The sequence below is a fragment of the Herbaspirillum aquaticum genome, from assembly GCF_002213425.1.
Taxonomy (GTDB): domain Bacteria; phylum Pseudomonadota; class Gammaproteobacteria; order Burkholderiales; family Burkholderiaceae_D; genus Herbaspirillum; species Herbaspirillum aquaticum.
Genome location: NZ_NJGV01000017.1, coordinates 1 through 24,879 on the forward strand (window position 1 = coordinate 1; position 24,879 = coordinate 24,879).

Sequence of the window (24,879 nt, forward strand, 5' to 3'; positions counted from 1 at the left end):
CCCACGGGCTCGCCTTCGGCCTCGCCGCGTCTCCGACTCGCCTTCGGCTCTGGTCGGGGTGGTACGCTTCTCGCATTGAGATGAATATCGACAGATAATCTTTCCTCCCCTCTCTTCGAAAGACCCGATCATGACCCCGACCACCCAACGCTGGGATCTCACCTGGAAACAATTGGGTCTGGTTTGCCCCGATCCGCGCTTGCTTGAATCGGTCCTCTCACACTACCGTGAACCCCATCGCCACTATCACACCCTTCAACACCTCGAAGAGTGCTTCGCAAAGTGGGACGAGTTGCGCGCCGAATCCTCCTATCCTGGCGAAGTTGAACTGGCACTCTGGTTTCATGACGTCATCTACGACGTCAAACGTCATGACAACGAAGAGAAGAGCGCAGAGTGGGCGCGGCGTTGTCTAGTGGATGCCGGCGCATCGGAAGAGATGGCACAGCGCGTGCATGCACTGGTGATGGCAACTCGGCACCATCAGCCCGGCGTCGAGGGTGACGCGTCGTTATTGGTGGATGTCGACTTGTCGATCTTGGCCGCGCCACCGAATCGTTTCGAAGAATATGAACGGCAGATTCGTGCGGAATACGACTATGTTCCGCTAGCGTTGTTCAGGCAAGAGCGGAAGAAGATTCTGCAAGGTTTCCTGAATCGCCCGAGGATATACAGGACAAAGACATTTTTCGAAAGATATGAGGCAACTGCGAGAAAGAATTTGGAAAGGGCGATTGAGGCCAGTGTATGAAGAAACCGCAGCAAGAACCCGATCAACCCGAAGCCGAAGGCGAGTAGTGTCCGCAGCGATGCCGGAGGCGAGCCGTCTCGGCCGTCCGCATCTGCGCCGCCGCTTCAGTACCCAATAAAACGGATCAGAAAAATAACCGGAGCGAAGCGACTTTATTTTTCCCGTTTTATTGGGTACTGAAGCGGGGACCCTCCGAAGGAGGGCGGCGCAGTTGCGGTCGCCTTCTTTTGCTTACTTTTCTTGGCGAGACAAGAAAAGTGAGCGGCTGCCGGGCCGCTCCCGGCGCGTTCTTCCGACCGGAGAGAGAAGATAATTAAGCTAGAGCGCAGGACAGAATTCCGTGCAGACTACGCCCCAAACCTAAAACCATCAAAGCTCGCCAATAAATCCAGCAACAAGCTCAGCAAAGACCACAGGCTGCTCCACAGCACTAACGTGGGAAGCCTCCGCAATGATCTCCAAGCGAGCATCAGCAAGACCGTCAACAAGGGTCTGAGCCATGGCAACCGGCGTCCCCTGATCCAGCTCCCCTGCGATCACCAGGCAGGGCACGCGAATGGCCCCCAACCGGGCAGAAGTATCGACCGTCCCAACAGCATGACAGCACCCCACATACCCCACCGCATCGGTAGTGACCAGCCGATGACGATAGCGCGCCACGGTAGCCGCCTGAGCAGCACGGAACCCCTCATGGAAATACCGCCCCATCACCGCATCCGCAATGACCTCAATCCCGTCAGACCGCACGGTAGCAATCCGCTGCTGCCAAACCTCGCGCGCCGCCTCAGGATAGGCAGAGGTGGTGTTGGCCAGCACCAGTGCACGCACCAGTGCCGGATGCCGCAAGGCCAGCTCCTGCCCCACCATGCCGCCCATGGACAAGCCCACCCACACCACCGGCCCGGTATCGAGCTCCCGCAACAGCCGCGCCGCATCATCGGCCAGATCCCCCATGCTGTAGAGCCCGTCGAGCTTCTCCGAACTGCCATGCCCGCGATGATCGTAAGCGATCACCCGGCAATCAGCTGCCAGCAGGTTGGCCAGTCCGTCCCACATCATCAGGTCGGTCCCCAGCGCATGCGACAACACCACCGTATGCCGCGGCGCCTTGCCATTGCGCGGCTCCCGTACCGTGTAATGCAGCGCCGGTGACGAAGCAGTCCGTCCCTCACGCCCGACTCCAGGATGCACGCTGGCAGCAGGCGCCTGCGGCACCACCGCATAGCCGATCTGCTCACCCACTTCACGCAGGATCTTCTGCGCATGCGTAAAGGCCGTATTGCCCGCCGGCACACCTGCATAGACCGACGCCTGGATCATCACTTCCTTCATCTCATCCGGCGTCAATCGCGTAGCCGGATCAGCCGTCAGCCCTGCGCGCACATGCAGTTCAAATTCTTCCCAGCGCCCCAGCGCAATGGTGATGGCCAGCACGATGATGCGCCGGGTCTTGTGGTCCAGCCCGGGACGGCCCCAGATTTCATTCCACGCAAAGCGCGTGATCAGGTTCTGGAAATCGGCATTGAAGTTGGTGGCGTTGGCCACCGAACGGTCAACCCATGCGTCGCCCAGCACACTGCGGCGATTGCGCATGCCGCGCTCGAAATCATGGTCCAGCGGATCGTAGCTCATGAGGTGTTCTCTTTTGTCTCGTGATGTGGAGTGAGGTGGAGAAATCAATAATTCAGCGCGCCAGCATCGCGCGCAAGTGTTCAAGCTGCCCTTCAGCAATGCGGCGCGCAGGTCGCGTCGCCTGCACCGGATCGAACAGCCCGCGCAACATGGCCAGGTCGATTTCCTTGCCCAGCTGCGCATCGGCCTGCACGGCATCGACCAGCACATCGACCAGCTGCGCGCCATCGGCCACGGCCTTGCGCGTGAGCTGCTCCAGCAGGCCGTGTGCCCGCGGACGGCCGATCACGCCCGCCAGCGCAATCGATGCGGATTCGGCAAATACCAGTCCCTGCAGCGCATCGATATTGCGCAGCATGCGGGCCTCATCGATGACCAGTGCGGCAAACGCATCATTGAGCGCACGCAAGGCACCATGCACGCCCAGGAACAAGCCCGGCCATTCGGCCAGTTCGGCCTGCCAGTTGCCCAGCCCGCGTTCGTGCTGCTGCGACATCGCTCCCAGCAACGCAGCGGCCTGGTGAGGCGCACGGGTGGCGGCTGCCAGGGCGATCATGGACGACACCGGGTTGCGCTTGTGCGGCATCGCCGACGATCCACCACGGCCATTGCCGGAAGGCTCGGCCAGTTCGGCAATTTCGCCCTGCGCCATCAACGACAGGTCGGTTGCGATCTTGCCCAGGCTGCCGGCCAGCACGGCCATCTCGCTGCCCAGGCGTATCCATTCGTCACGCTGGGTATGCCAGGCGGCATCGGGTGTCTTCAAGTCGAGGGCCGCTGCCATGCGCGCAGCCACCGCCGGGCCCTTCTCGCCCAGCACGGCCAGCGTGCCTACTGCGCCGCCCAGCTGCAGCTGCAAGGCGCGTTCGGCCAGTGCCTGCAGTTGCGCGCGCGAGCGCAACAGGGGCGCCGCCCAGTTGCAGAACTTCAAGCCCAGGCTGGTCACCTGCGCCGGTTGCATCAGCGTGCGCGCCAGCACCGGCGTATCCAGATGGGATTGCGACAAGTCCAGCAGGCGGCGCGCCAGCTGGTCCAGTTCGCCATCGACCAGCCGCAGCGCCTCGCGCGTGACCAGCACCATGGCCGTATCCAGCACGTCCTGGCTGGTGCTGCCCCAGTGCACATGGGTGGCAGCCTCCTCGCTGTAGAGGGCAACCGTGCGCTGCAATTCCTTGACCAGCGGAATGGCCAGCGCACCAGCGCGGCGGCCGGCGACGATCAGCGCATTGATGTCATAGAGCGGGGCGCGGCAGACGCTGGCGATGGCGCGCGCAGCGGCCTCGGGGATGATGCCCTCGGCGGCTTCGGCCTCGGCCAGGACTTGCTCGAAACGCAGCATGGCTTGCACCACCGCCTGGTCGTCGAACACCGCAATCATGTCGGATGTGGTGAGGAAGCTGTCGAAGATCGAAACGCTCATGAAGTCTCCATTGCTTGCCGTTGCGGCACGATCCAACGCAAACGGGATCCGGCAGGCCAAAGCCTGCGGATCCCCTGGGTCGTCACGCCGCAACAGGCGTTCAGGTGTAGTCGAAGAATACCGTTTCGCTCGCGCCCTGCATGTGGATATTCCACAGGTAACTGCCATCGGCTTGCTTGCGGGCGATCAGGGTGTGGCGGCGGTCAGCCGGGACCTGCTCCAGCAGCGCCGATTGCGCCAGCGCCGGATCATCTTCCAGGAAGACCGCCGTGAACTGGTGCTTGACCAGCCCGCGCGCAAACACGGTCACGTAAGCCACCGGCTTGCCGGCCGGCGCCTGTGGCTGCGAAATCGAAAAAGTGAACCCGCCCTCTTCATTGGTGGGCACCCGGCGATATCCGGGAATGGCATGTGAAGTTTCCGCCGCGGCGCTGCCCGGCAGCCAGGCTTCGGCCCAGGCGTCATTGATGGGGACGCCGTCGCCGTCGATGATGGCGCCCTTGATCTTGACCTGCGGCGCGCTGCTCTCCACGCGCGAAGTCAGTTCCACGGCCCAGGCCCAGGCTTCGTGCGGGAAGGGGCCGATGGTTTGCGAAGTGGTGATGTTGCTCATGTGGTCTCCTGCCTTGTGTTCAGATGCCCATGGGCGTGGCGTTGCGGCCGCGCAGGACGATGTCGAATTCATAGCCCAGCATCTTGTCGTCCACCGTCTCCTCCAGCGAGAAGCGCGAGATCAGGCGCTGGCGTGCGGCTTCGTCGGGGATGCTCTGGAAGATCGGGTCATAGGCGAACAGCGGATCATTGGGGAAATACATCTGCGTCACCAGGCGCTGCGCATAGACATTGCCGAACAGCGAGAAGTGGATGTGCGCCGGACGCCAGGCCTTGTGGTGATTGCCCCAGGGATACGGGCCCGGTTTGATGGAGACGAAGCGATAGCGGCCATCATCATCGGTGAGCATCTTGCCGAAGCCGGTGAAGTTGGGATCCAGCGGGGCATCGTGCTGGTCCTTCTTGTGGAAGTAGCGGCCGGCGGCATTGCATTGCCAGACTTCCAGCAGCGAGTTGCGCACCGGTTTGCCGTCTTCATCGAGCACGCGGCCGGTAACGACGATCTTCTCGCCCAGCGGCTCGCCCTTGCCCTGCTTGGTGAGATCCATGTCGTGCGGCAGGATCAGCTTGGGCGAGGCGAACAGGTTGGTGCCGGTGGCGGTCTCGTCGCGTACGCGCAGCGGCGCCTGCGTAGGGCCGCGCTTGGCGGTGGACTTGTACGGGGGATAGATCAGTTCCGGATAGACACCGGGTTCGATGGCATCGAATTGCATGAGGTCTCCTCAGGTCGACGGGATGGATGCGGCGTCGTCTTCGGATTCCTTGCCTGCCGGAATGGGCGAATGGCGCGCCGTGCTTGGGTGTGGACAGATAGTAGGCAAGCCGCTCCCCGCTCTCAAGGCCAACGCAGTGCAGCATATCCGCCCTGCGCCCGCTTTGTGCGAGAATCGCACAAATGGCCGATTTTCTGCAGCGAACGGGAAACGGTGCGTATCAGCTTGTTTTATCCACAGGGCAGGGAAGCATGCAGCCAGAAGATATCGAGGAAGTCGGAGAAGGCGGAGAGGGCGCAGACGGAGATAACGGCCCCCTCAAGCGCGACCTGGTCGCCGGTCTGGAAAAGGGCTTGCAGGTCATCGAAGCGTTTGACCAGGAGCGCTCGCGCCTGACCATCGCCGAAGTGGCGCAGCTGACGGGCCTGACCCGTGCGGCCGCGCGCCGCTATCTCATCACGCTCACGCACCTGGGCTACATGCGGCACGACAACAAGACCTTCTCGCTCACCCCGATGGTGCTGCGGCTGGGCCAGTCCTACCTGCATTCGGCGCGGCTGCCGCGCATCGTGCAGCCGCTGCTGTACCGGCTGGCGTATTCGCTGGGGGAGGCGGCTTCCTGCGGGGTGCTCGATCACGACCAGCTGGTGTGCGTGGCGGCGGTCAGCGCAGGGCAACTGGTCTCGACCACCCTGCAGCCCGGCACGCGGGTGCCAGCCTACTGCACCGCCAATGGCCGCATCCTGCTGGCCAACCTGCCGCCGGCGCAGCTCGATGCCATCCTCGCACGGGCCCAGCCGGAGGCCATCACCGCCCATACCATCACCGATGTCGAACGATTGGGGCTGGAAATCGCCCGTGCCCGCGCACAGGGTTATGCGCTGGTGGACCAGGAACTGGAGCTGGGCCTGCGCACCATGGCCGTGCCGGTGCGCAACTTCCGTGGCGAGGTGGTGGCAGCGATGAACATCAGCGTGCATGCGGCCCGCATGAAACTGGAAGACATGGTGGAGCGCTGCCTGCCGGCCATGTTGAAGATCCAGGTGGAGCTGGGAGCGCTGCTGTGAGGCTTGGCTGAATGTCGAAGAAAGTGCCCCGGTCTTCGTTTTTGCGCCATTGCCGGAAACGGCCGGCGAACTGCTTATTCCTCCACGTGCGTGCGCCGGTATTCCTTGGGCGTCACACCCAGGTGCCGCTTGAAGAGCCGGCTGAAATACGCCGGATCCTGGAAGCCCAGTTCATAGGCAATGGTCGAGATGCCTGACGGCACATAGGTCAGCTTGCGGCAGGCCTCCAGGATCAATCGCTGCTGCGCCAGGTCGAAGGCCGAATGCCCGGCCAGCTTCAGGCACAGGCGATTGAGCCGGCTGGGAGTGATGCGCAGCTTGTCCGCATACACCGCCACCTGCCACTGCTCCTTGAAATGCTGCTCTACCAGTGCGCGAAAGCGGCTGAACAATTCGAAGTCGCCGCGTCCGGACAATTCCGCCGAGCGATGATCCGCCTCCAGCCGCACCAGCAACAGCATGACGCTGCGCGCCAGCCATTCGAGCATGAGCGTGTGGCCGTTGCGGGGCGCAGCCGATTCGGCGATCAACAGGCGCAGCAGCGTCTCCATGCGCTCGCGCAATTCCGGTACGCGGCCCAGTTCGATGGCCATCGGCCGCAGGAACAAGGGCGAGAACAATTCGCCATGCCCGTCGCTGCCGCCTGCCGAAAACACCACGTGGGGATCGACCGTCAGGACGAATCCCACGGCCTGTTCCGAGAAATCGAAACCATGCACCAGCGAGGGATGGATGGTGATGACGACCGGTCCATCGACTTCCCAGACTTCTTCTTCCATCAAGGCACTGACGTGCCCGGACATTAAAAAAAGTACCTGAAAAAGTCCGGCATGAGTGTGCGGTGCAATATGCCAGTCATGCACGCGGCTGCGTGTCTCGATCAGTTCGATGTGGACCGACTCCGCATCCTCCGGCCGGGAAGCCTCTCCATACAAGGAGAATTGCGGTACTTCGCTGGTACGGGGTTTGCTGCGCGGCAAGGGCATGGTGTCTCCATCCTGGGTATTGTGATTGGGCGGCATGTTTGTGCTCTGTAAAAATAGTACAAGCAATTGGCGGGATCATCCATTTTTTATTCAGCCACCGCCGTCTAAGATTCTTCCCACACCAAGAACAAGAACAGATCACCTGCTACCCGCTTCGGGCTCGCGCCATTGCGCGCCGGGAACGAAAACGGTGCCTGACCTTTACACGGAGACCTCCACCATGCGTACCCAAGTCGCCATCATCGGCGCCGGCCCGGCCGGTTTGTTGCTGTCCCACCTGCTGCACCTGAAGGGCATCGAATCGGTCGTGCTGGAAACCCGCACCCGCGAAGAAATCGAATCCACCATCCGTGCCGGCGTGCTGGAACAAGGCACCATGGACATCCTCACCGAAACCGGCGTGGGCGAGCGCATGAAGCGCGAAGGCGCGCTGCATCACGGCATCGAGCTGGCCTTCGGTGGCCGCCGCCATCGCATCGACCTCACCGAACTGACCGGCAAGGCCATCACCGTCTATGCCCAGCACGAAGTCATCAAGGACCTGGTGGCCGCACGCCTGGCCGCGCAAGGACAGTTGCTGTTTGGCGTGAGCGGTACCACCATCGAAGGCATCGAGACCAGCAAGCCGCGCGTGCGCTTCCTGCACGAGGGCGAGCAGCATACGCTGGAGGCGGATTTCATCGCCGGTTGCGATGGTTTCCATGGCGTCTCGCGCCCGGCCATTCCGGAAAGCCACCGCCAGGATTACCAGCGCATCTATCCCTTCGGCTGGTTCGGCGTGCTGGTGGAGGCGCCGCCGTCGTCGGATGAACTGATCTATGCCCAGCATGATCGCGGCTTCGTGCTCATCAGCACCCGTTCGCCGACGGTGCAGCGCATGTATTTCCAGTGCGACCCCAAGGACAGCGTGGACAACTGGAGCGATGACCGCATCTGGAATGAATTCCATACCCGCCTGGAAAATGTCGACGGCTGGCGCGTCAAGGAAGGCAAGATCTTCCAGAAGGGCATCATCGGCATGCGCAGCTTCGTCTCTACGCCCATGCAGCACGGCCGCCTGTTCCTGGCCGGTGACGCCGCCCACATCGTGCCGCCGACCGGCGCGAAGGGCTTGAACCTGGCCGTGGGCGATGTGAAACGGCTGGCCCAGGGCATCGAGGAGTTCTATCGCAGCGCCAGCGAGGAAGGTCTCTCGACCTACACCGAGCAAGCCTTGAAGCGCATCTGGCGCGCCGAGTATTTCTCCTGGTGGATGACCAGCATGATGCATACCTTCGACGATGCTTCTCCCTTCCAGCGCCAGATCCAGCGCGCCGAACTGGAGAACGTGGTCAACTCGCGCGCCCTCTCGACCGCGCTGGCGGAGAATTACGTCGGCGCATTCTGAGCCTTTGCCTGGATGCAATCACCAACGCCCGCGCAAGCGGGCGTTTTCATTGCACGACCGTCACGTCCGTGCCCTGCGCGTGATCATTGCCCTTGCGCATGAACAGCCGCCGGCAGCGGCGTCGGGCAAGGTAGAGGTAGACCTGGCAATAGCATTGCGCGACCGCGCAGGCCGTCACCAGGCCTGCAGGATGGGCCAGGCCCAGGGAGCGTCCCAGGGCCGAGAGCAGCGCGCAGGACACGAGCGTGATCCCGGCCTGGCCATGCCGGTGCCAGCGCAGGGAGATGGCCTGCCAGCGCGCCATGCGTGATGCGCGGCCAAGGGCGGTGTGTGCGGGAAAGTGGTTGAGGGACCAGTTGCGTTTCATGCCAGGCTCCATGTTTTCCCGCCGTGGCGCGGGGAGGGCAAGGTGCTGCGGTCTGGACTTCGATGGGCAATGCGTGTTCATCATGTTTGCACATCGCTCTGACAATGCACTGACGCTGGCCTGACATGAACATGTCGTCGCGCGATTGACGCGGGATTGGCTGCAGCAGGGCCTCGGCTGCCTGCGCCAGGCTCTACAATGCCGGCATGAACTTGCCTGAACTCCATACCCTGATCTGGGACGAACTGCAGCGCGGTGCCAGTCCCACGCGTTCGCCTTTTACCATCTGGCAACTGGCCACGCTCGCCCTGGACGGTGCGCCGCAGCTGCGTTCCATCGTCTTGCGCGAGGCCGATGCGTCAAGCGGACGCTTGGGTTTTCATACCGACTTGCGCTCCCCCAAGCTGGCCGAGATAGGCGCGGACGGCCGCGTGGCGATGCTCGCGGTGGACCTGGATCGCCATCTGCAACTGCGCCTGAACGGCGTGGCACGGGTGGTGCAGGATGCCGCGCGCATTCGTGCCATGTGGACCGGCGCCAGGCCGCATACGCTGATCCTGTACAAGACGCCGCATGCGCCAGGCACCCCCATCGCACAGCCCGAGGATGGCCACGTGCCACCGCAGGCCAGCGGTGATGGCGTCGAGAATTTTGCGCTGGTGGAAGTGCGGCTGGAACGCATCGAATGGCTGGACCTGACGCCAAACCAGCATCGCCGCGCCCGCTTCGAGCGCCTGCAGGATCAATGGCAGGGGCAGTGGATCGCGCCTTGACGGCGCGCCTGCTCAGGCCAGCGCCGGATAGGTGAATCCGAGGAAGTGCACCGCATTGAGCATGAAGTGCAGCAGGATCGCCGCTTCGATGCGCCCGCTGCGCTGGAACACCCAGCCATAGCCGGCCCCGGCCACCGTGGCCAGCGCGGCATAGGCCAGCCCGCCGCCCAGGTGTGCCGCACCGAACAGCAGGGCCGAGAGCACCAGCGCCAGCCCGGTTCCACCACGCACTGCCTGCAAGGCAGCCTGCAAGCGGTGCTGGATCACGCCATGGAAGAACGCTTCTTCGGCCACCACCGTCAGGAACAGGTTGATGGCCAGGAACTGCAGCGTGAAATCAGGCCATTTCAACGCGGGCCTGACCAGGCCTGCCAGCGCGCCCAATCCCATCACCAGGACGATCGTGACGGCACCCGGCAGCAGCGTCGCGCCAATCGTCGCGCGCCATTCCCTGCACGCATGGATGCGCGGAGCGAGCAGGGCCAGCAGCAGCAGTCCGGCGGCCCCTTTGTCCAGGTTGGCATAGAGCATGAAAGGCCGCGCATCGGCCGTGATGGCCGCTGACGGGACCACCAGCACATTGTGGAAACCAGGCCAGCGATGCAAGGCCAGCAGCAGCGCGAGCAACAGGGTGAGCACCAGCAGACTGGCACGTTGCCATGCGCGGGGCGCATGGGTCGTTCCCCATGCGGCCGCCGCCAGCAAGGCCAGGCCTGCGGCACCGATGGCGTCGACCTGTCCGGCAAGCATGCCCGCCAGGACAGCCAGCGCCAGCAAGGGGGCCCAGGGCGCAAGCGCCAGGCGACCGCCTGATGGCCAGCGGGACGGGGAAGGGAACCAGACGGTGCAGATGGCCAGCATCAGGAGCAGCGGTGCAGACATGGTCGAGAGATTCATTGAATGGCGGCAAAGGCGGTGTTTTAACATGGCGGACGTGATGGCGGCCACCCTGGGCCATCGTACGATGCGCAGTTTTGGTCAGGATTTGTGCCGTCATTTCTTGCACAGTACGTCCCGTGAACCGAGGACCCGATGAACGACGACCGTAAAAGCAGCAGCCAGGCCCGCTATCAAGCCCGATTCGAGCGCGTGCTCGACCATATCGAAGCCCATCTCCATGCGCCCTTGGAGATGGAACAGCTGGCCGCCGTCGCGCATTTCTCCCGGTTCCATTTCCAGCGGCAATTTGCCGATTTCACCGGCGTCGGGGTGGCGCGCTACATCCTGCTGATGCGCTTGAAGCACGCCAGTTTGCAACTGGCCTTCCAGTCGCAGCGGCGCATCATCGACATCGCCCTCGAAGCCGGTTTCGAAAATCCGGAATCCTTTACGCGCGCCTTTAGGAGTGCTTTCGGCCAGTCGCCTTCGCAGTTCCGGCGCGCACCCGACTGGCCCTCTTGGAATGAGCGTTTCGTGTTCCGCATCCCTGAAAGGAAAGTGGACGTGCAAGTCGAGATCGTCAATGTCGAACCCATCCGCATCGCCATGCTCACGCATCGCGGCCCCGTCAACCAGCTCAATGCCACGGTGGCGCGCTTCATCGAATGGCGCAAGGCCACGGGCCTGTCACCCGTGGGGCGCAGCCGTACCTTTGGTTTGGCCTGGGACAATCCCGATACCACGCCGCCGGAGCAATTTCGCTTCGGCATCTGCGGCGAGGTCGATGGGGAGGTGCCGGATAATGTGCAAGGCGTTGAGCCGACCCTGATTCCCGGCGGACGCTGCGCACGCGTGCGGCATGCCGGCGCGCATGAACGGCTGGGCGAAAGCATCTATCCGCTGTATCGCCAGTGGCTGCCGCAGAGCGGCGAGGAGCTGCGTGATTTTCCGCTGTACTTCCACTATCTCAACTTGCTGCCCGATACGCCGCCGGGCGAGCTGCTCACCGATATCTACCTGCCCTTGAAATAGGGACCCTCAGGAAAAGGGAAGAAAGCTCACGCCACCAGGGTGCGCGAGAAGTGTGCCATCTGGTGTGCGGGCACCAGCAGCGGCACGAAGGAAGCATCGTTCACGGCGAGCCAATAGGGCAGGTGCGGGCTGGCATCGAAGCCGTAGTTGCTGCCCTCGAGCAGCCAGAAGCGCGGCACCGCCAGCGCGGGACGCACGCTGTGCTTGAGCTGGTCGAGGCTGGCCAGGCGCTGCGCGCACGGCCGGAATGGTGCCGGCGGCAGCGCTTCTCCGCTGGCTGCGAAACCGGCCGTGGCGAACCATTCCAGCACCTTGCGCGGACTGGCCTTGAGGCTTGCCCAGTCATGCATGGCATCAGTGCGCCCGGTGACGATGCGGGTGCAACTGCTGACATACAACTCGACCATGCCCAGCAAGGCGCTGGGAACAGGGACGCGGACTTTGGCGAATGGCGACATCGGCGAGGCTTCCTTTGGGTGCGGGGACGGGCGATCCCGGGGACCGCTGCATTGATGTTGCCACTGTAGCCATCTTCCCCGGTGCCGGCGATCGGGGAAATCCTGACGGCGCGTCAGCTTGCGGGTTGGCTGCGTTCAGGAAATTCCCGATGCCGGGCTGGCGGCGAGTCCTGTAAAACGGTTGCTGTAGCCTTGAACGGCTTGTGCATTTTTACCGGATATTTCCTCGCAGCATGAGTTTCCCCAGCATCATCATGATTGACCCCAGCCAGGAGGCCGCCGAGTTGGCGCGCTTCGCCCTGTGGCGTGCGGGATTGCATTGCGACTTCCGCGCGTGCAGCGACTTGAGCGCGGCGCGCCGCTGCCTGCTGCAGGGGCGCCGCCAGGCCGATGGCATCGTGCCCAGCCTGATCCTGCTGGAGTCCGAGATGGAATGCGGCGAGGGACTGGAACTGCTGCGCGAGTTGCGCGCCAGCAAGCATCTCTGCTGCGCGCCGGTGGTGGTGTTTCCGTCCTACGAGACCGAAGGCGAGCGCGAGGCGCTGGCCGCCGGTGCCACCGAATACCTGCCCAAGCCGGTCGATGGCGAACACTATGCGCGTTGCGTGGTGGAGATGGTGGAGCGCTGGTGCGATCTCAGCGAGGCTGCAGCGCCCCTGGCCGAGGGTGTAATGGCCGAGGCACTGGCCGACTTGCCCGGGCACCCGCAGCGACGCCGTGAGGATGGCCAGCCGCGCGGCAGGCGTTCGCACTGAATCCGGCGCGTTGGCGCAACAACGAACAAAGGGCCGCAAGGCCCTTTTTTTCGCCAGCATGCCGTGCGGCTCAGCCCGGCTCAGCGCCGCGTCTTGATCTTGGGCGTGGGCAGGGCGGTCTTGTACTTGATCTGCTTCAGCGCAAAGCTGGAGCGGATGTTCTTGATGCCGGGGATCTTGGTCAGGTGATCGACGATGAAGTGCTCCAGCGTCAGCAGGTCCGGCACCACGATGCGCAGCAGGTAATCTTCGTCGCCGGTCATCAGGTAGACTTCCATGACTTCATCGAAGGCACTGACCGCCGTCTCGAACTGGGCCAGTGCTTCGGCACCCTGGCGCTCCAGGATCACCTTGACGAACACGTTCACCTTCAGGCCCAGCAGGTGCGGATCGGCCAGCGCCACATAGCGCGAGATGATGCCTTCGGTCTCCAGTCGCTTCACACGGGCCAGGGTCGGCGAGGGCGAAAGGTTGATGCGGCTGGCCAGCTCCAGATTGCTGATCGAACTGTTCTCCTGAAGGATATTCAGGATGCGCAAATCGGTGGTGTCTAGTTCCATTATCGAAATTTAATTCTGTCAGTTTCAGTTTTGCAGCACTGGATGCTGAATATTGTACGGCAACTTCCAATTTTAAGTGACTCATGCCGGGGTATCCGGCGTATCGTAGTCCAGTGGTTCCATCACAGAAGCTAGCCCTCAACGACAACAAGACCGAAAAGGCGTCGGGCGCGGGGAGACGGATGGCGCGGCCTGTGTTTTACCGGCTTTTTGTCTCTTTGCATAGCAGCGATTGCAGTGCCGGCACGTTTTGTGCCGGGTGCTGCGTGTTGCCCGGCGCGCCCAGACAGGAGAACAGGAAGTGGACATGTCCCGCCCCAGTGACAGTGATATCCCGAAGGATATCGACCTCGATGCCCAGGAAACCCAGGAGTGGCTGCAGGCGCTGCAGAGCGTGCTGGCCGAAGCCGGCCCGGAACGCGCGCGCTTCCTGCTCTCGCGGCTGTCGGCGGCGGCCCAGCAATGGGGCGTGAACTGGCGTGATGCGCGCAATACGCCCTACGTCAACACCATCCGGCCTGAACAGGAACCGCCTTTTCCCGGTGGTTCCGACGCCCAGGCCATCGAGGAACGCATCGCCAGCATCATGCGCTGGAATGCACTGGCCATGGTGGTGCGCGCCAACCGCGCCTACGGCGAGCTGGGCGGGCACATCGCCAGCTTCGCCTCGGCGGCGGACCTCTTCGAGGTCGGCTTCAATCACTTCTTCCGTGCGCGCGATGCGCAGTTTGCCGGTGACGTCGTCTACTTCCAGCCGCACTCCGCCCCTGGCATCTATGCGCGCGCATTTCTCGAAGGCGCCTTGAGCGAAGAGGACCTGGCCTACTATCGCCGCGAGATCGAAGCCAAGCGCGTGGGGCGGCAGGGTTTGTCGTCCTATCCGCATCCCTGGCTGATGCCGCATTTCTGGCAGTTCCCGACCGGCTCGATGGGCATCGGTCCCATCAATGCCATCTACCAGGCGCGCTTCCTGCGCTACATGGAGCATCGCGGCCTGCTGCAGGATCAAGGGCGCAAGGTGTGGGGCGTGTTTGGCGACGGCGAGATGGATGAGCCCGAATCGCTGGCCGCGCTCTCGCTGGCCTCGCGCGAGAAGCTGGACAACCTGATCTTCGTGGTCAATTGCAACCTGCAGCGGCTCGATGGCCCGGTGCGCGGCAATGGCCACATCGTCGATGAACTGGAAACCCTCTTTGCCGGTGCCGGCTGGAACGTCATCAAACTGCTGTGGGGCTCGGACTGGGATGGCCTGTTTGCGCGCGACAAGGACGGCGAACTGGTCGATGCCTTGAACCGCACGGTGGACGGGCAATTACAGACCTTTGCCGCCAATGATGGTGCGTTCAATCGCCAGCATTTCTTTGGCCAGACCCCGGGCACGCGTGCCATCGGCGCCACCCTCACCGATGAGGAAATCAATCGCCTGCGCCGTGGTGGCCATGACATGAAGAAGATCTTCTCGGCCTACCAGGCGGCAGCCAAGCATCGCGGCCAGCCCACGGTGATCCTGGCGCAGACCAAGAAGGGTTACGGCATGGGGGCGGCGGGCGAGGGCAAGATGACCACGCACCAGCAGAAGAAGCTCGATGAGGAAAGCCTGCTGCAATTCCGTGACCGCTTCAAGCTGCCGCTCACCGATGAGCAATGCCGTGAGCTGGCCTTCTACAAGCCGGCCGATGACAGCCCGGAGATGAAGCACCTGCACGCGCGCCGTGCCGCACTGGGCGGCTACCTGCCGCGCCGCCATGCGGGTGAGGCGCGGCGCACCGTGCCATCGCTGGAGGCACACAGCAAGTTCGCGCTGCAAGCCGATGGCAAGGAAATGTCTTCCACCATGGCGCTGGTGCGCCAGCTCGGCAACCTGCTCAAGGACAAGGACTTCGGCCAGTATGTGGTGCCCATCGTGGCCGATGAGGCGCGCACCTTCGGCATGGCCAACCTGTTCCGCCAGGTCGGCATCTATTCCTCGCAGGGTCAGCTGTATGAGCCTGAGGATATCGGTTCCATCCTCTACTATCGCGAGGCCAAGGATGGCCAGATCCTGGAGGAGGGCATCACCGAGGCAGGGGCGATTTCCTCGTGGACTGCAGCGGCTACCGCCTACTCGGTGCATGGCACGCCGATGCTGCCGTTCTACATCTACTATTCGATGTTCGGTTTCCAGCGCATCGGCGACCTGATCTGGGCGGCGGCAGACCAGCGTGCGCGCGGCTTCCTGATCGGTGCCACCTCGGGCCGCACGACTTTGGGCGGCGAGGGGCTGCAGCACCAGGACGGCAACAGTTTGGTGACGGCCGCATCGATTCCCAATTGCGTGTCGTATGACCCGGCTTATGCCTATGAGCTGGCGGTGATCCTGGATGAGGGCATGCGCCGCATGATGGAGCGCGGCGATGACGTCTTCTACTACATCACCGTCACCAATGAGAACGAGGCCCAGCCCAGCCTGCCGGACGGGGTGCAAGACGGCATCCTGCGCGGCATGTACTGCCTGGGCCGCAAGCCTGGGGCGCAAGTACGGCTGCTGGGTTCCGGCCCCATCCTCAAGGAAGCCGTGGCGGCGGCGGCGCTGCTGCAACAGCACTGGCAGGTCGAGGCCGAGGTATGGAGCGTGACCAGCTATACCGAACTGGCGCGTGATGGGGTGGCGGCACAGCGCGCGCAGCGCTTGTCGGGCAGCGATGGCGAGCCTTACGTGACAGCGCAATTGCGGGATAGCGCGGCACCGGTGATCGCCGTGAGCGATTACATTCGCACCTTGCCCGAGAGCATTCGCGGCTTCGTGCCGGCACCGTATGTGACGCTGGGGACGGACGGGTTCGGCCGCAGTGATACACGGGTGAATTTGCGGGACTTCTTCGAGATCGATGCGCGCTGGATTGCCTATACGGCTTTGTGTGAAGTATGGGGGAATGAACGCGCGCGGCTTGAAGAAGCAGCGCGTACATTGGGTATCGATACGAACAAGCCCTTGTCGTCCTCGGTATGAAGTGGAGCGATAGATGAACGGTGGCCAGCCGGATTGAAAATCTCTCATCTGGCCCGACGCCGTGTTTGCTATAGTGAAACCGCCCGTGCATCACGGGCGGTTTTTTTATGGCTCCGTGATGCGCATCGTCCATGACCTACAGTGAGTGAGGAGTACACAAGATGGCTGCACCCAAACGTATCGCGCTGGTGACCGGCGCAGGCTCCGGCATCGGCCGGCAGATCACGCTCGCGCTGCTGCGCGAAGGCTATGGCGTGGCCCTGGCCGGACGCCGCCAGGATGCGCTGGAAGAGACCGTCAAGCTGGCCGGCGAGCACGGCGCCAACGCGCTGGTGGTGGCGGCCGACGTGACCGATCCGGCCTCGGTGAAGCAGCTCTTCGCCAAGACCCGCGAGCGTTTCGGACGCCTTGACATGCTCTTCAACAATGCCGGTATCTTTGCGCCGCCGGTGTCGCTGGAAGAACTGAGCGTGGAGCAGTGGAAGGCGGCGGTGGACATCAACCTGACCGGTGTTTTCCTCTGCACCCAGGAAGCCTTCCGCATCATGAAGGACCAGTCGCCGCGGGGCGGGCGCATCATCAACAATGGTTCGATCTCGGCGCATGCGCCGCGTCCCTTCTCGGCCTCCTATACGGCGACCAAGCACGCCATCACGGGACTGACCAAGGCCACCTCGCTCGATGGCCGCGCCTATGACATCGCCTGCGGACAGATCGACATCGGCAATGCCTCCACCGACATGACCACGCTCATGAAGAAGGGCACGCTGCAGGCCGATGGCTCGACCAAGGTCGAGCCGACCATGGATGCCGAACACGTGGCCCGTGCCATCCTCTACATGGACAGCCTGCCGCTGGAGGCCAATGTGCAGTTCATGACGGTGATGGCGACCAAGATGCCGTATATCGGGCGGGGTTGAGCGGGCTTATATCCGCCAGATGAAGAAATGGCCGCAGTGATGAACTGCGGCCATTTTTTGAAGCGGTGAAAAGCGAGATGCGCTAGCCGATGAACACGGCAGGACCGACGCCGAAGCGCTCGGCCAGTGCCTTGACCTGGCGCAGGTTCAAATCGCGCTTGCCGCGCAGGATCTCGGAGACCACGCCTTGTGAGCCGATCTCGGGGAGGTCGGATTGCGTCAGCTGATGCTGCTCCATCAGGAATTGCAGGACTTCAACCGGAGAAACCTGCTGCAGCGGGAAGTGCTTGTCATCGTATTCGGCAATGAGGCTGCCGAGCGTGTCGACCAGGTCGGCCAGGGGATGCCGTTCATCGCTGGCACCGGCATCGAGCAATTGATTCAGCGTGGCGACTGCGCGGTCATAGTCGTCGTCGGAACGAATCGGCCGTAGCGGGATGAGGGACGACAAGGCCGCAAAGTGCGAGGTGATGTCGTCCATCATCCTCTCGTCCATCACTCAGTCCCGCCCTTCATGCCCTTCCACTCCGGCGTCAACTGCATGGAAATCCCGAACATGTCCAGCACGCGCCCCAGTGTGTGATCCACCATTTCTTCCATCGAAGCAGGGCGCTGGTAGAAGCCGGGCAAGGGCGGGAAGATCACGCCGCCCATTTCGGTAACGGACGTCATGTTGCGCAAATGGGCAAGGTTGAAGGGGGTCTCGCGCACCATCAACACCAGCCGCCGGCGTTCCTTGAGTACCACATCCGCTGCGCGGGTGATGAGGTTGTCTGACAGGCCATGCGCCACGGCGGCCAGCGTCTTCATCGAACAGGGCGCCACCACCATGCCGGTGGAGGCGAAGGAACCGCTGGCGATGCATGCGCCGACATCGCGCACGTTGTGCACCACATCGGCCAGCGCTTCCACATCCTTGCGCCGCATGTCCAGTTCCTGGTGCAGGTTGAGCACGCCGGCTTCGGACACCATCAGGTGCGTTTCCACCTGGCCGTGCTTGCGCAGATGCTCCAGCAGCCGCACGCCATAGATGGCCCCGGTGGCGCCGGTGATGGCCACGATCAGGCGCTGGCGTGGCTGGCTGGAAGAACTGCTCATGCGTCAGCGAGGCAAGTAAAACTCAGCCCTTGATCAGGGTCTGCAGTTCGCCCGACTCGAACATCTCGGTCATGATGTCGGAGCCGCCGACGAATTCACCCTTCACGTACAGCTGGGGAATGGTCGGCCAGTTCGAGTATTCCTTGATGCCCTGGCGCACGTCCGGGCTTTCCAGCACGTTGACGGTGACGATGTTCTCGGCGCCGCTGGCCTTGAGCAACTGGATGGCCTTGCCGGAAAAGCCGCATTGCGGGAACTGTGCAGTGCCCTTCATGAACAGCACCACGGGGTTTTGGGTCACGGTTTCTTTGATCCAGGATTGGACGTCGCTCATGGCTATGCCTTTAAAAATGGGATTGCCGACATTATAGGGAAAAGCCGGCCGGCGCGTTGAAAACGGGTAAGGTCCACCCGGCCGTCTGACCGGGCAGGAAATTGCATCACGGAAATGATTTATATCGTATGCAAGTTCTCGGATCGAAGATGAGGGTAACGTGAACACATTCAAGCAGGCTCCTGCATCATGTTCAGCGACGGCTGTGGAAAAGTTGCCTTGCGCAATGATTTATATTTTTTCCACAGGCTTGCGCCAGTTCGGCGGCCATCAATGAAAAAGGGCGCTTGCGCGCCCCTTCCTCATGAAATTCGGCTGGCTTTCTCAGCAGCGTTGGGGCTGCGAGGCGGCTTGCCGAGGGTGTCCTGGCTTATGCCGCTCCGGCCACCGCGTCCTCCGGCGTTTCGTCCGGCAGGCGCTTGGCCATGGAGTGATGTTCCTGCAACTTGTCCTTGTGCTTGATGACCTGGCGATCGAGCTTGTCGATCAGCGTGTCAATGGCAGCGTAGAGGTCGTGTGCGATGCTTTCCGCATGTAGATCCTTCCCCTTGATGTGGACGTTGATTTCCGCTTTTTGGCGCTTTTCCTTTTCTGTGAGTTTATCTACGCTCAGGATCACGCTGACGTCGATCACGTTGTCGAAATGGCGCTTGATACGCGAGAGCTTGCTTTGCACGTATTCCCGGATGGCGGGGGTCAGTTCGAGGTGGTGTCCACTGATGGTCAGATTCATACAAGACTCCTATCGTGAAGTCACTGGAGGTTCGTGCAATCGATCCTGCTGCAGCTGTACCACGGGCACGGTCTTCGTGTCGGATGGCGCGGGCATCAGTCGGATGCTTGCCTGAACACAGCAACGGTACTGCAGAAAAACTGAGGAAAAACTCAGAGGGACTTGCGGAGATTGACCGGCGGAATCTTCAACACTTCGCGGTATTTGGCGACTGTGCGTCGCGCGACCACCATGCCTTGTTCTGCCAGCATATCCGCAATCTTGCTATCGGATAATGGGGTCTGCGGGTTCTCGGCTCCTATCAACTGTTTGATCAGCGCCCGTATCGCGGTGGAGGAAGCTTCGCCTCCGGTTTCAGTCGCGACGTGGCTACCGAAGAAGTATTTCAACTCAAACATTCCATGCGGAGTGAGCATGTATTTCTGAGTCGTCACGCGAGAGATGGTGCTCTCGTGTAGACCCAGTGTATCAGCAATTTCACGCAGCACAAGGGGGCGCATGGCGACTGCCCCATGTGAAAAGAAGTTTCTTTGACGTTCCACAATAGCCTGCGCGACGCGCAAAATTGTATCGAAACGTTGCCGCATGTTCTTGATGAGCCACTTGGCTTCCTGCAACTGCGACGACAGCGAACCTTCGCCCTTGGCTTGCTTCAATGCACTGGCATACATCGCATTGACGCGCAGCTTGGGCATGACCTCATGGTTGAGCATGACCTGCCAGCCGGTCTTTGTCTGCTTGACAATCACATCCGGCACCACATAGTCCGAGGCATCGCGCGCGAATTCGGCACCCGGATGCGGACGGCATTGGCGGATCACGGCCTGGGCTTCACGCAGGTCTTCGTCATCGCAATCCAGGGCCTTCTTGATCTTGTTGAAATCGCGCTGGGCAAACAGCGGCAGGTAATCCTCAACGATCCTCAGCGCCAGCTTGCGGGTGACAAAGGGGATCTTGGGCAGGCGGCGGATTTGCAGCGCCAGGCATTCACCGGCACTGCGTGCACCCACCCCCGCGGGATCCAGGCTCTGCAGGAGCTTGAGCGAAATGGACAGCTCTTCCATGTCGATGCCCAACTCTTCAGGCAGGCGCGCGTGGATGTCTTCCAGCGGTTCTTCGAGATAGCCGCTTTCGTCGAGCGCATCGGTGAGCAGCTCCAGCAGCGCCCGATCGCGCAGGGTGCGCGCGGTCACGCGGATCTGTTCCAGCAGGTGTTCGCGCAGGGTCAGTTCGTGGGCTTCGAGTTGCGGACGGGCATCGTCGTCGTCCGGCGACTTGCCGCTGCGTGCGACATCGTCAAAGCTCCAGTCAGCATCGCCGGTCACACCGTTGTCGGGATTGTTGTCCTGGTACTCGAAACTGGACTCGCCATCTGCCGCCGCCGGTGCGGCTTCGCCGCTGCCTTCCCCGGGCGCCTCGGCCACACCGCTGGAGGGCGAACTGGAGACGGCGCCATCGGCCAGCAGGCGCACCGAATTGTCGAGCGCATCGTCCAGGCGTTCCAGCAGGGGATTGTCGGAGAGGATCTGTTCCAGTTCCTGGTGCAGTTCCAGCGTCGACAGTTGCAGCAGCCTGATCGACTGCTGCAGTTGCGGCGTCAAGGCGAGGTGCTGCGAGGTACGTAACTGGAGCGACTGTTTCATCTGTCTTTCTGGAAGCGGCGTGGCCCGCTGGTTGCACTGCCTGTCGTTGCGTAAAGTAAGTTGCCTGCTTACATGCGGAAGTGTTCGCCCAGGTACACGCGGCGCACCGATTCGTTGGCGATGATCTCTTCCGGATTGCCGCTGGCCAGCACCGTGCCCTGGTTGATGATGTAGGCGCGGTCGCAGATGCCCAGCGTCTCGCGCACATTGTGGTCGGTGATGAGCACGCCGATGCCGCGTTCCTTCAGGAAGCGCACGATGCGCTGGATCTCGATCACGGCAATCGGGTCGATACCGGCAAAGGGTTCATCGAGCAGCACGAAGCGCGGATCGGTGGCCAGTGCGCGGGCGATTTCGACACGGCGACGCTCGCCGCCCGAGAGCGACAGCGCCTGGCTATCGCGCAGCTTTTCGATCTGCAGTTCGTGCAGCAGGTTGTTGAGGCGGCCTTCGATTTCATCGCGCGAGAGCGGCTTGCCGTCTTCCTGGCGCAGCTCGAGCACGGCACGGATATTGTCTTCCACCGTCAGCTTGCGGAACACCGAGGCTTCCTGCGGCAGGTAAGACAAGCCCATGGTGGCGCGCTTGTGGATGGGCATGCGCGAAATGGATGCGCCATCCAGGTCGATCTCGCCGCCATCGGAGGGCACCAGGCCCACGATCATGTAGAACGAGGTGGTCTTGCCGGCACCATTGGGGCCAAGCAGGCCGACCACTTCGCCGCTGCGCACTTCCATCGAGACATCGCGCACCACCTGGCGCGCGCCATAACTTTTCTTCAGGCCGCGAACGACCAGCGAGCTGGCTGCCATCGTCATTGGCCCTTTCCGTTGTCGCGACGCGGGGCAGGCTGCGCGGCGTTGTTCTTGCCGGACGGCTGGGCCGCCGGGGTGGCCGGTGCCGTGCTGCCAGCCGGCGGCGGATTCTTGGGCTGGATCACGGCGGTGATGCGGCCCGCGCCGGGCTTGCTCTCGCCGCTGGCGGTATTGTTCACGGAGTAGAACTCCGCACGGCTGTCGTAGGAGATGAATTCACCGTTGACTTCATCGGTGATGCGATCACCATCCATGCGCTGGATGTGCGCGCGCTGGAACAGTTTGGAGACTTCGGTCTGTTCCGAATATTCGATCCGCTCGGCCTGGCCTTCGATCCACAGGTTGGGACCGCCGTCGCGCTTCTGGCGGAAGTTGGCCAGCGACCCGGGAGCCGCGTACAGCACGGCGTTTTCATAACCGTACTGGTCGGTCGTCAATACCACCCGGCCGGCCTTGATGATGAGCGTACCGCGCGTCATGACCACGTTGCCGGTGAAGGTCTTCACCTGGCGCACATCGTCATACACCATCTGGTCTGCCTCGATGTTGGTGGGCTTGGTGGAGTCCGCCTTCTCGGCGTTGGCCACGCCGCACACGGCAGCCAGCATCAGCATGGGCAGAAAGAGTGAGCGTTTCATTGGTTTCCTGTCTGGTCGGTTCTTGGCGTTCTTGTCCCGGTCGCTACCGGGTTATCGTTTCTTCGGGGTCGGCTCGTAATAGCCGCGTACATTGCCGAACAGCTGCACCACCTGGGTGGCGTTGTTGGCCACCATGCCCACGCCGTTCAGGCGCGTGGTGCCCATGGTCATGGCCACCGGCTTGTCGGTCTTGACGATTTCATCGTCGGGCAACAGCAGCAGGTATTCCGATACCAGGTGCATCTGCTCGCGCCCCTTGTAGGGCGCGCGTATCGCGTTGGCGTTGCCGTACATGTGGATCTGGGTCTGGTCGTCCGTCACGCGTGCGGTATCGGAGTAGAGCTCCATGGGCGCCTGGGCCTGGTCCAGGTTGTGCACGACCGGCTTGGTGATCTCGAAGGAATCATCCGTGGGGAAGTGCTCCATCTTCCTGCCCGAGACGTCATAGCGCGGCAGGCCGGTGGGGCCCATCCTCACGTAGCTGAAGTTTTCCAGGTAGTAGTCGGGCTTGCCGCGCGGACGCTGCACCGGCTGCTTGTCGCCCGCTGCGCGCATGGCCTGCATCACCCAGAAACTGCCCAGCGCTGCGCCGATCAGGATCGCCAGGATCACCGCCACGCGGATGCGCTCGGCCTTGCGTGCCCCGCTGTGCCCGCTCATGCCAGGTACGGCGCCAGCGCCGCCTCGTAGTTGCCTTGCGCGGCCAGGACCAGGTCGCAGATTTCGCGCACAGCGCCATTGCCGCCGGTGGCCTGGGTGACGTAGTCGCTGCGCGACTTCACTTCACGATGGCCGTTGGCCACGCAGGCCTTGAAGGCCACGCGGGTCAGGACCGGCAGGTCGATGATGTCATCCCCCAGATAGCCGCAATCCTGCGGACCCAGCTGCACCTGCTGCAGCAATTGCTCGAAAGCCTGGCGCTTGTCGTGGATACCCTGGAAGACATGGGCGATGCCCAGGTCGCGCGCCCGGCGCAGTACGTAGGGCGACTGGCGCGCAGTGATGATGGCGGCGGCCGTACCGTACTGCTGCATCATCTTGATGCCGTGGCCATCGAGGGCGTTGAAGCGCTTGAAGGCTTCACCCTCATCACCATAGAACAGGCCGCCATCGGTGAGCACGCCGTCCACATCGAAGATCATCAGGCGCACCTGCGCCGCCTTGGCGAGCGCGGCGGCGGGCAGGGTGCTGGCGAAGGCTGGCGCATTCATCAGATCACCTTGGCACGCGTGAGATCGTGGATGTGCAGCGCGCCGGTGAGCACGCCGGCCGCATCGGTGACCAGCAACTGGTTGATGCGGAATTGTTCCATCAATTGCACCGCATCCACTGCCAGCTGGTCCTGGTTGACGGTCTGCGGATTGGCATGCATCACGTCTGCAATGCAGAACTTGGCGAAGTCCTGGCCACGCTCCAGCAGGCGGCGCAGGTCGCCATCGGTAAAGACGCCGACCGGGCGGAATTGCTCATCCACCACGGCGGTCATGGCCATGCCCTTGCGGGTGATCTCCATGAGCGCGGCCGACAGGGACACATCCGGACGCACGGCAGGAATGGCCTCGCCACTGCGCATGACATCGCGCACGTGGGTCAGCAGGCGGCGGCCCAGGGCGCCCCCGGGATGCGAGCGGGCAAAATCTTCCTCGACGAATCCGCGTGCGTCCAGCAGCGACACCGCCAGCGCATCGCCCATGGCCAGCGCGGCCGTGGTGCTGGCGGTAGGCGCCAGGTTGAGGGTGCAGGCTTCCTGGGCCACGCCCACGTTGAGGTGCACGGCCGCAAGCTGCGCCAGGCTGGACTGGTCATTGCCGGTCATGGCAATGATCACTGCGCCCATGCGCTTGATGATGGGGACGATGGCCAGCAGCTCGGCCGTTTCGCCGGAATTGGAAATGGCGATGAAGACATCGCGCGCGGTCACCATGCCCAGGTCGCCATGGGCGGCTTCGGCCGGATGCATGAACAGCGACGGGGTGCCGGTAGAGGCCAGGGTTGCAGCCATCTTGCGGCCGATGTGGCCGGATTTGCCGATCCCGGAAACCACCGCTCGCCCCTCGCACTGCAGCAAGACCTCTACGGCCTGGGCCAGGGGGTCGGCGCTGTCGTCGCGCAGGCGGTTTTTCAGGGCCAGGATGGCATCAGCTTCGATCTGCAGGGTCTGGCGTGCCAGTTCGATGGCACGGCGGGCAGCCCCGGCCGAAAAAGATGCAGGCGTGGTTTTGTCATCGGTTACACTCATAACCGAAGTATAAACGAATTAGCAAAGCAAAAAACTTGCCAGATGTAAGGGAATGCTGCCGGATTTGATGTGAAGTGC

The 24,879-nt window shown here is 62.6% G+C and carries 27 protein-coding genes; 8 read left to right on the top strand and 19 right to left on the bottom strand.

Annotated elements, in window-relative coordinates; all coding sequences use genetic code 11:
• Nucleotides 1-130: 130 nt before the first annotated feature.
• Nucleotides 131-751: an HD domain-containing protein gene (locus tag CEJ45_RS16075; protein WP_088756076.1), complete on the top strand. Its 621-nt coding sequence runs from the start codon at nt 131-133 to the stop codon at nt 749-751.
• 369 nt (nt 752-1,120) lie between these two features.
• Here CEJ45_RS16075 and pcaCD read toward each other — a convergent pair whose 3' ends face one another.
• From pcaCD to pcaH, 4 genes are all read right to left on the bottom strand, one after another.
• Nucleotides 1,121-2,383, bottom strand: coding sequence for a bifunctional 4-carboxymuconolactone decarboxylase/3-oxoadipate enol-lactonase PcaCD (gene pcaCD / locus CEJ45_RS16080; protein ID WP_088756077.1), 1,263 nt, complete (start codon nt 2,381-2,383; stop codon nt 1,121-1,123).
• Nucleotides 2,384-2,435: 52 nt separating this feature from the next.
• Nucleotides 2,436-3,803, bottom strand: a complete 1,368-nt coding sequence (gene pcaB / locus CEJ45_RS16085) for a 3-carboxy-cis,cis-muconate cycloisomerase (RefSeq protein WP_088756078.1) — start codon at nt 3,801-3,803, stop codon at nt 2,436-2,438.
• Between the two features lie 100 nt (nt 3,804-3,903).
• Nucleotides 3,904-4,416, bottom strand: a complete 513-nt coding sequence (locus tag CEJ45_RS16090; protein WP_034336162.1) for a peptidase associated/transthyretin-like domain-containing protein — start codon at nt 4,414-4,416, stop codon at nt 3,904-3,906.
• A 19-nt stretch (nt 4,417-4,435) separates the two neighbouring features.
• Nucleotides 4,436-5,128 carry a protocatechuate 3,4-dioxygenase subunit beta gene (gene pcaH / locus CEJ45_RS16095; protein WP_088756079.1) on the bottom strand — a complete coding sequence of 231 codons (693 nt, stop codon included), beginning with the start codon at nt 5,126-5,128 and terminating at the stop codon, nt 4,436-4,438.
• Nucleotides 5,129-5,379: 251 nt separating this feature from the next.
• Between pcaH and CEJ45_RS16100 the strand changes: the two genes are divergently transcribed.
• On the top strand, nt 5,380-6,195 hold the full coding sequence (locus tag CEJ45_RS16100) for an IclR family transcriptional regulator domain-containing protein (protein WP_088756080.1): 816 nt from the start codon (nt 5,380-5,382) through the stop codon (nt 6,193-6,195).
• Nucleotides 6,196-6,269: 74 nt separating this feature from the next.
• On the opposite strand, the gene CEJ45_RS16105 is transcribed toward CEJ45_RS16100, so the two are convergent.
• On the bottom strand, nt 6,270-7,181 hold the full coding sequence (locus tag CEJ45_RS16105; RefSeq protein ID WP_088756149.1) for a helix-turn-helix domain-containing protein: 912 nt from the start codon (nt 7,179-7,181) through the stop codon (nt 6,270-6,272).
• 220 nt (nt 7,182-7,401) lie between these two features.
• Between CEJ45_RS16105 and CEJ45_RS16110 the strand changes: the two genes are divergently transcribed.
• Nucleotides 7,402-8,568, top strand: a complete 1,167-nt coding sequence (locus CEJ45_RS16110) for a 4-hydroxybenzoate 3-monooxygenase (protein ID WP_088756081.1) — start codon at nt 7,402-7,404, stop codon at nt 8,566-8,568.
• Between the two features lie 46 nt (nt 8,569-8,614).
• Here CEJ45_RS16110 and CEJ45_RS16115 read toward each other — a convergent pair whose 3' ends face one another.
• A complete protein-coding gene (locus CEJ45_RS16115; RefSeq protein WP_088756082.1) occupies nt 8,615-8,935 on the bottom strand; it encodes a hypothetical protein in 321 nt (106 codons plus the stop codon).
• A gap of 206 nt (nt 8,936-9,141) precedes the next feature.
• Here CEJ45_RS16115 and CEJ45_RS16120 point away from each other — a divergent pair, with 206 nt between their 5' ends.
• A complete protein-coding gene (locus CEJ45_RS16120) occupies nt 9,142-9,708 on the top strand; it encodes a pyridoxamine 5'-phosphate oxidase family protein (protein WP_088756083.1) in 567 nt (188 codons plus the stop codon).
• A gap of 12 nt (nt 9,709-9,720) precedes the next feature.
• On the opposite strand, the gene CEJ45_RS16125 is transcribed toward CEJ45_RS16120, so the two are convergent.
• Complete coding sequence (locus CEJ45_RS16125; RefSeq protein ID WP_241517359.1) at nt 9,721-10,590, bottom strand: CPBP family intramembrane glutamic endopeptidase; 870 nt, start codon at nt 10,588-10,590, stop codon at nt 9,721-9,723.
• Nucleotides 10,591-10,740: 150 nt separating this feature from the next.
• On the opposite strand from CEJ45_RS16125, the gene CEJ45_RS16130 reads away from it, so the two are divergent.
• Nucleotides 10,741-11,619 (top strand): AraC family transcriptional regulator, encoded by an 879-nt coding sequence (locus CEJ45_RS16130; protein ID WP_088756084.1) that lies wholly within the window; start codon nt 10,741-10,743, stop codon nt 11,617-11,619.
• A 26-nt stretch (nt 11,620-11,645) separates the two neighbouring features.
• On the opposite strand, the gene CEJ45_RS16135 is transcribed toward CEJ45_RS16130, so the two are convergent.
• A complete protein-coding gene (locus CEJ45_RS16135) occupies nt 11,646-12,077 on the bottom strand; it encodes a hypothetical protein (RefSeq protein WP_088756085.1) in 432 nt (143 codons plus the stop codon).
• Nucleotides 12,078-12,310: 233 nt separating this feature from the next.
• Between CEJ45_RS16135 and CEJ45_RS16140 the strand changes: the two genes are divergently transcribed.
• A complete protein-coding gene (locus CEJ45_RS16140) occupies nt 12,311-12,832 on the top strand; it encodes a response regulator (RefSeq protein ID WP_088756086.1) in 522 nt (173 codons plus the stop codon).
• 80 nt (nt 12,833-12,912) lie between these two features.
• Here CEJ45_RS16140 and CEJ45_RS16145 read toward each other — a convergent pair whose 3' ends face one another.
• On the bottom strand, nt 12,913-13,392 hold the full coding sequence (locus CEJ45_RS16145) for an Lrp/AsnC family transcriptional regulator (protein WP_006461679.1): 480 nt from the start codon (nt 13,390-13,392) through the stop codon (nt 12,913-12,915).
• Between the two features lie 307 nt (nt 13,393-13,699).
• On the opposite strand from CEJ45_RS16145, the gene mdeB reads away from it, so the two are divergent.
• Nucleotides 13,700-16,381, top strand: coding sequence for an alpha-ketoglutarate dehydrogenase (mdeB, locus tag CEJ45_RS16150; protein ID WP_088756087.1), 2,682 nt, complete (start codon nt 13,700-13,702; stop codon nt 16,379-16,381).
• Between the two features lie 161 nt (nt 16,382-16,542).
• The gene (locus tag CEJ45_RS16155) at nt 16,543-17,301 is read left to right on the top strand and encodes an SDR family oxidoreductase (protein ID WP_088756088.1); all 759 of its coding nucleotides are present in this window, start codon (nt 16,543-16,545) and stop codon (nt 17,299-17,301) included.
• Nucleotides 17,302-17,383: 82 nt separating this feature from the next.
• On the opposite strand, the gene CEJ45_RS16160 is transcribed toward CEJ45_RS16155, so the two are convergent.
• From CEJ45_RS16160 to CEJ45_RS16205, 10 genes are all read right to left on the bottom strand, one after another.
• Nucleotides 17,384-17,782: a helix-turn-helix domain-containing protein gene (locus tag CEJ45_RS16160; RefSeq protein ID WP_154134113.1), complete on the bottom strand. Its 399-nt coding sequence runs from the start codon at nt 17,780-17,782 to the stop codon at nt 17,384-17,386.
• A gap of 14 nt (nt 17,783-17,796) precedes the next feature.
• The gene (locus CEJ45_RS16165; protein ID WP_034331455.1) at nt 17,797-18,399 is read right to left on the bottom strand and encodes a UbiX family flavin prenyltransferase; all 603 of its coding nucleotides are present in this window, start codon (nt 18,397-18,399) and stop codon (nt 17,797-17,799) included.
• A gap of 22 nt (nt 18,400-18,421) precedes the next feature.
• The gene (grxD, locus tag CEJ45_RS16170) at nt 18,422-18,733 is read right to left on the bottom strand and encodes a Grx4 family monothiol glutaredoxin (RefSeq protein ID WP_088756090.1); all 312 of its coding nucleotides are present in this window, start codon (nt 18,731-18,733) and stop codon (nt 18,422-18,424) included.
• A gap of 370 nt (nt 18,734-19,103) precedes the next feature.
• Nucleotides 19,104-19,466: a ribosome hibernation-promoting factor, HPF/YfiA family gene (gene hpf, locus CEJ45_RS16175; RefSeq protein WP_034331451.1), complete on the bottom strand. Its 363-nt coding sequence runs from the start codon at nt 19,464-19,466 to the stop codon at nt 19,104-19,106.
• Nucleotides 19,467-19,618: 152 nt separating this feature from the next.
• On the bottom strand, nt 19,619-21,109 hold the full coding sequence (locus CEJ45_RS16180; RefSeq protein WP_088756091.1) for an RNA polymerase factor sigma-54: 1,491 nt from the start codon (nt 21,107-21,109) through the stop codon (nt 19,619-19,621).
• Between the two features lie 68 nt (nt 21,110-21,177).
• Nucleotides 21,178-21,927 (bottom strand): LPS export ABC transporter ATP-binding protein, encoded by a 750-nt coding sequence (lptB, locus tag CEJ45_RS16185; protein WP_088756092.1) that lies wholly within the window; start codon nt 21,925-21,927, stop codon nt 21,178-21,180.
• Nucleotides 21,924-22,562: a lipopolysaccharide transport periplasmic protein LptA gene (gene lptA / locus CEJ45_RS16190; protein WP_088756093.1), complete on the bottom strand. Its 639-nt coding sequence runs from the start codon at nt 22,560-22,562 to the stop codon at nt 21,924-21,926. Before lptA ends, lptB begins: the two co-directional genes overlap by 4 nt.
• A 51-nt stretch (nt 22,563-22,613) precedes the next feature.
• Nucleotides 22,614-23,222, bottom strand: a complete 609-nt coding sequence (gene lptC / locus CEJ45_RS16195) for an LPS export ABC transporter periplasmic protein LptC (RefSeq protein ID WP_088756094.1) — start codon at nt 23,220-23,222, stop codon at nt 22,614-22,616.
• The gene (locus tag CEJ45_RS16200) at nt 23,219-23,773 is read right to left on the bottom strand and encodes a KdsC family phosphatase (protein ID WP_088756095.1); all 555 of its coding nucleotides are present in this window, start codon (nt 23,771-23,773) and stop codon (nt 23,219-23,221) included. Before CEJ45_RS16200 ends, lptC begins: the two co-directional genes overlap by 4 nt.
• Complete coding sequence (locus CEJ45_RS16205; protein ID WP_088756096.1) at nt 23,773-24,801, bottom strand: KpsF/GutQ family sugar-phosphate isomerase; 1,029 nt, start codon at nt 24,799-24,801, stop codon at nt 23,773-23,775. Before CEJ45_RS16205 ends, CEJ45_RS16200 begins: the two co-directional genes overlap by 1 nt.
• Between the last annotated feature and the right edge of the window lie 78 nt (nt 24,802-24,879).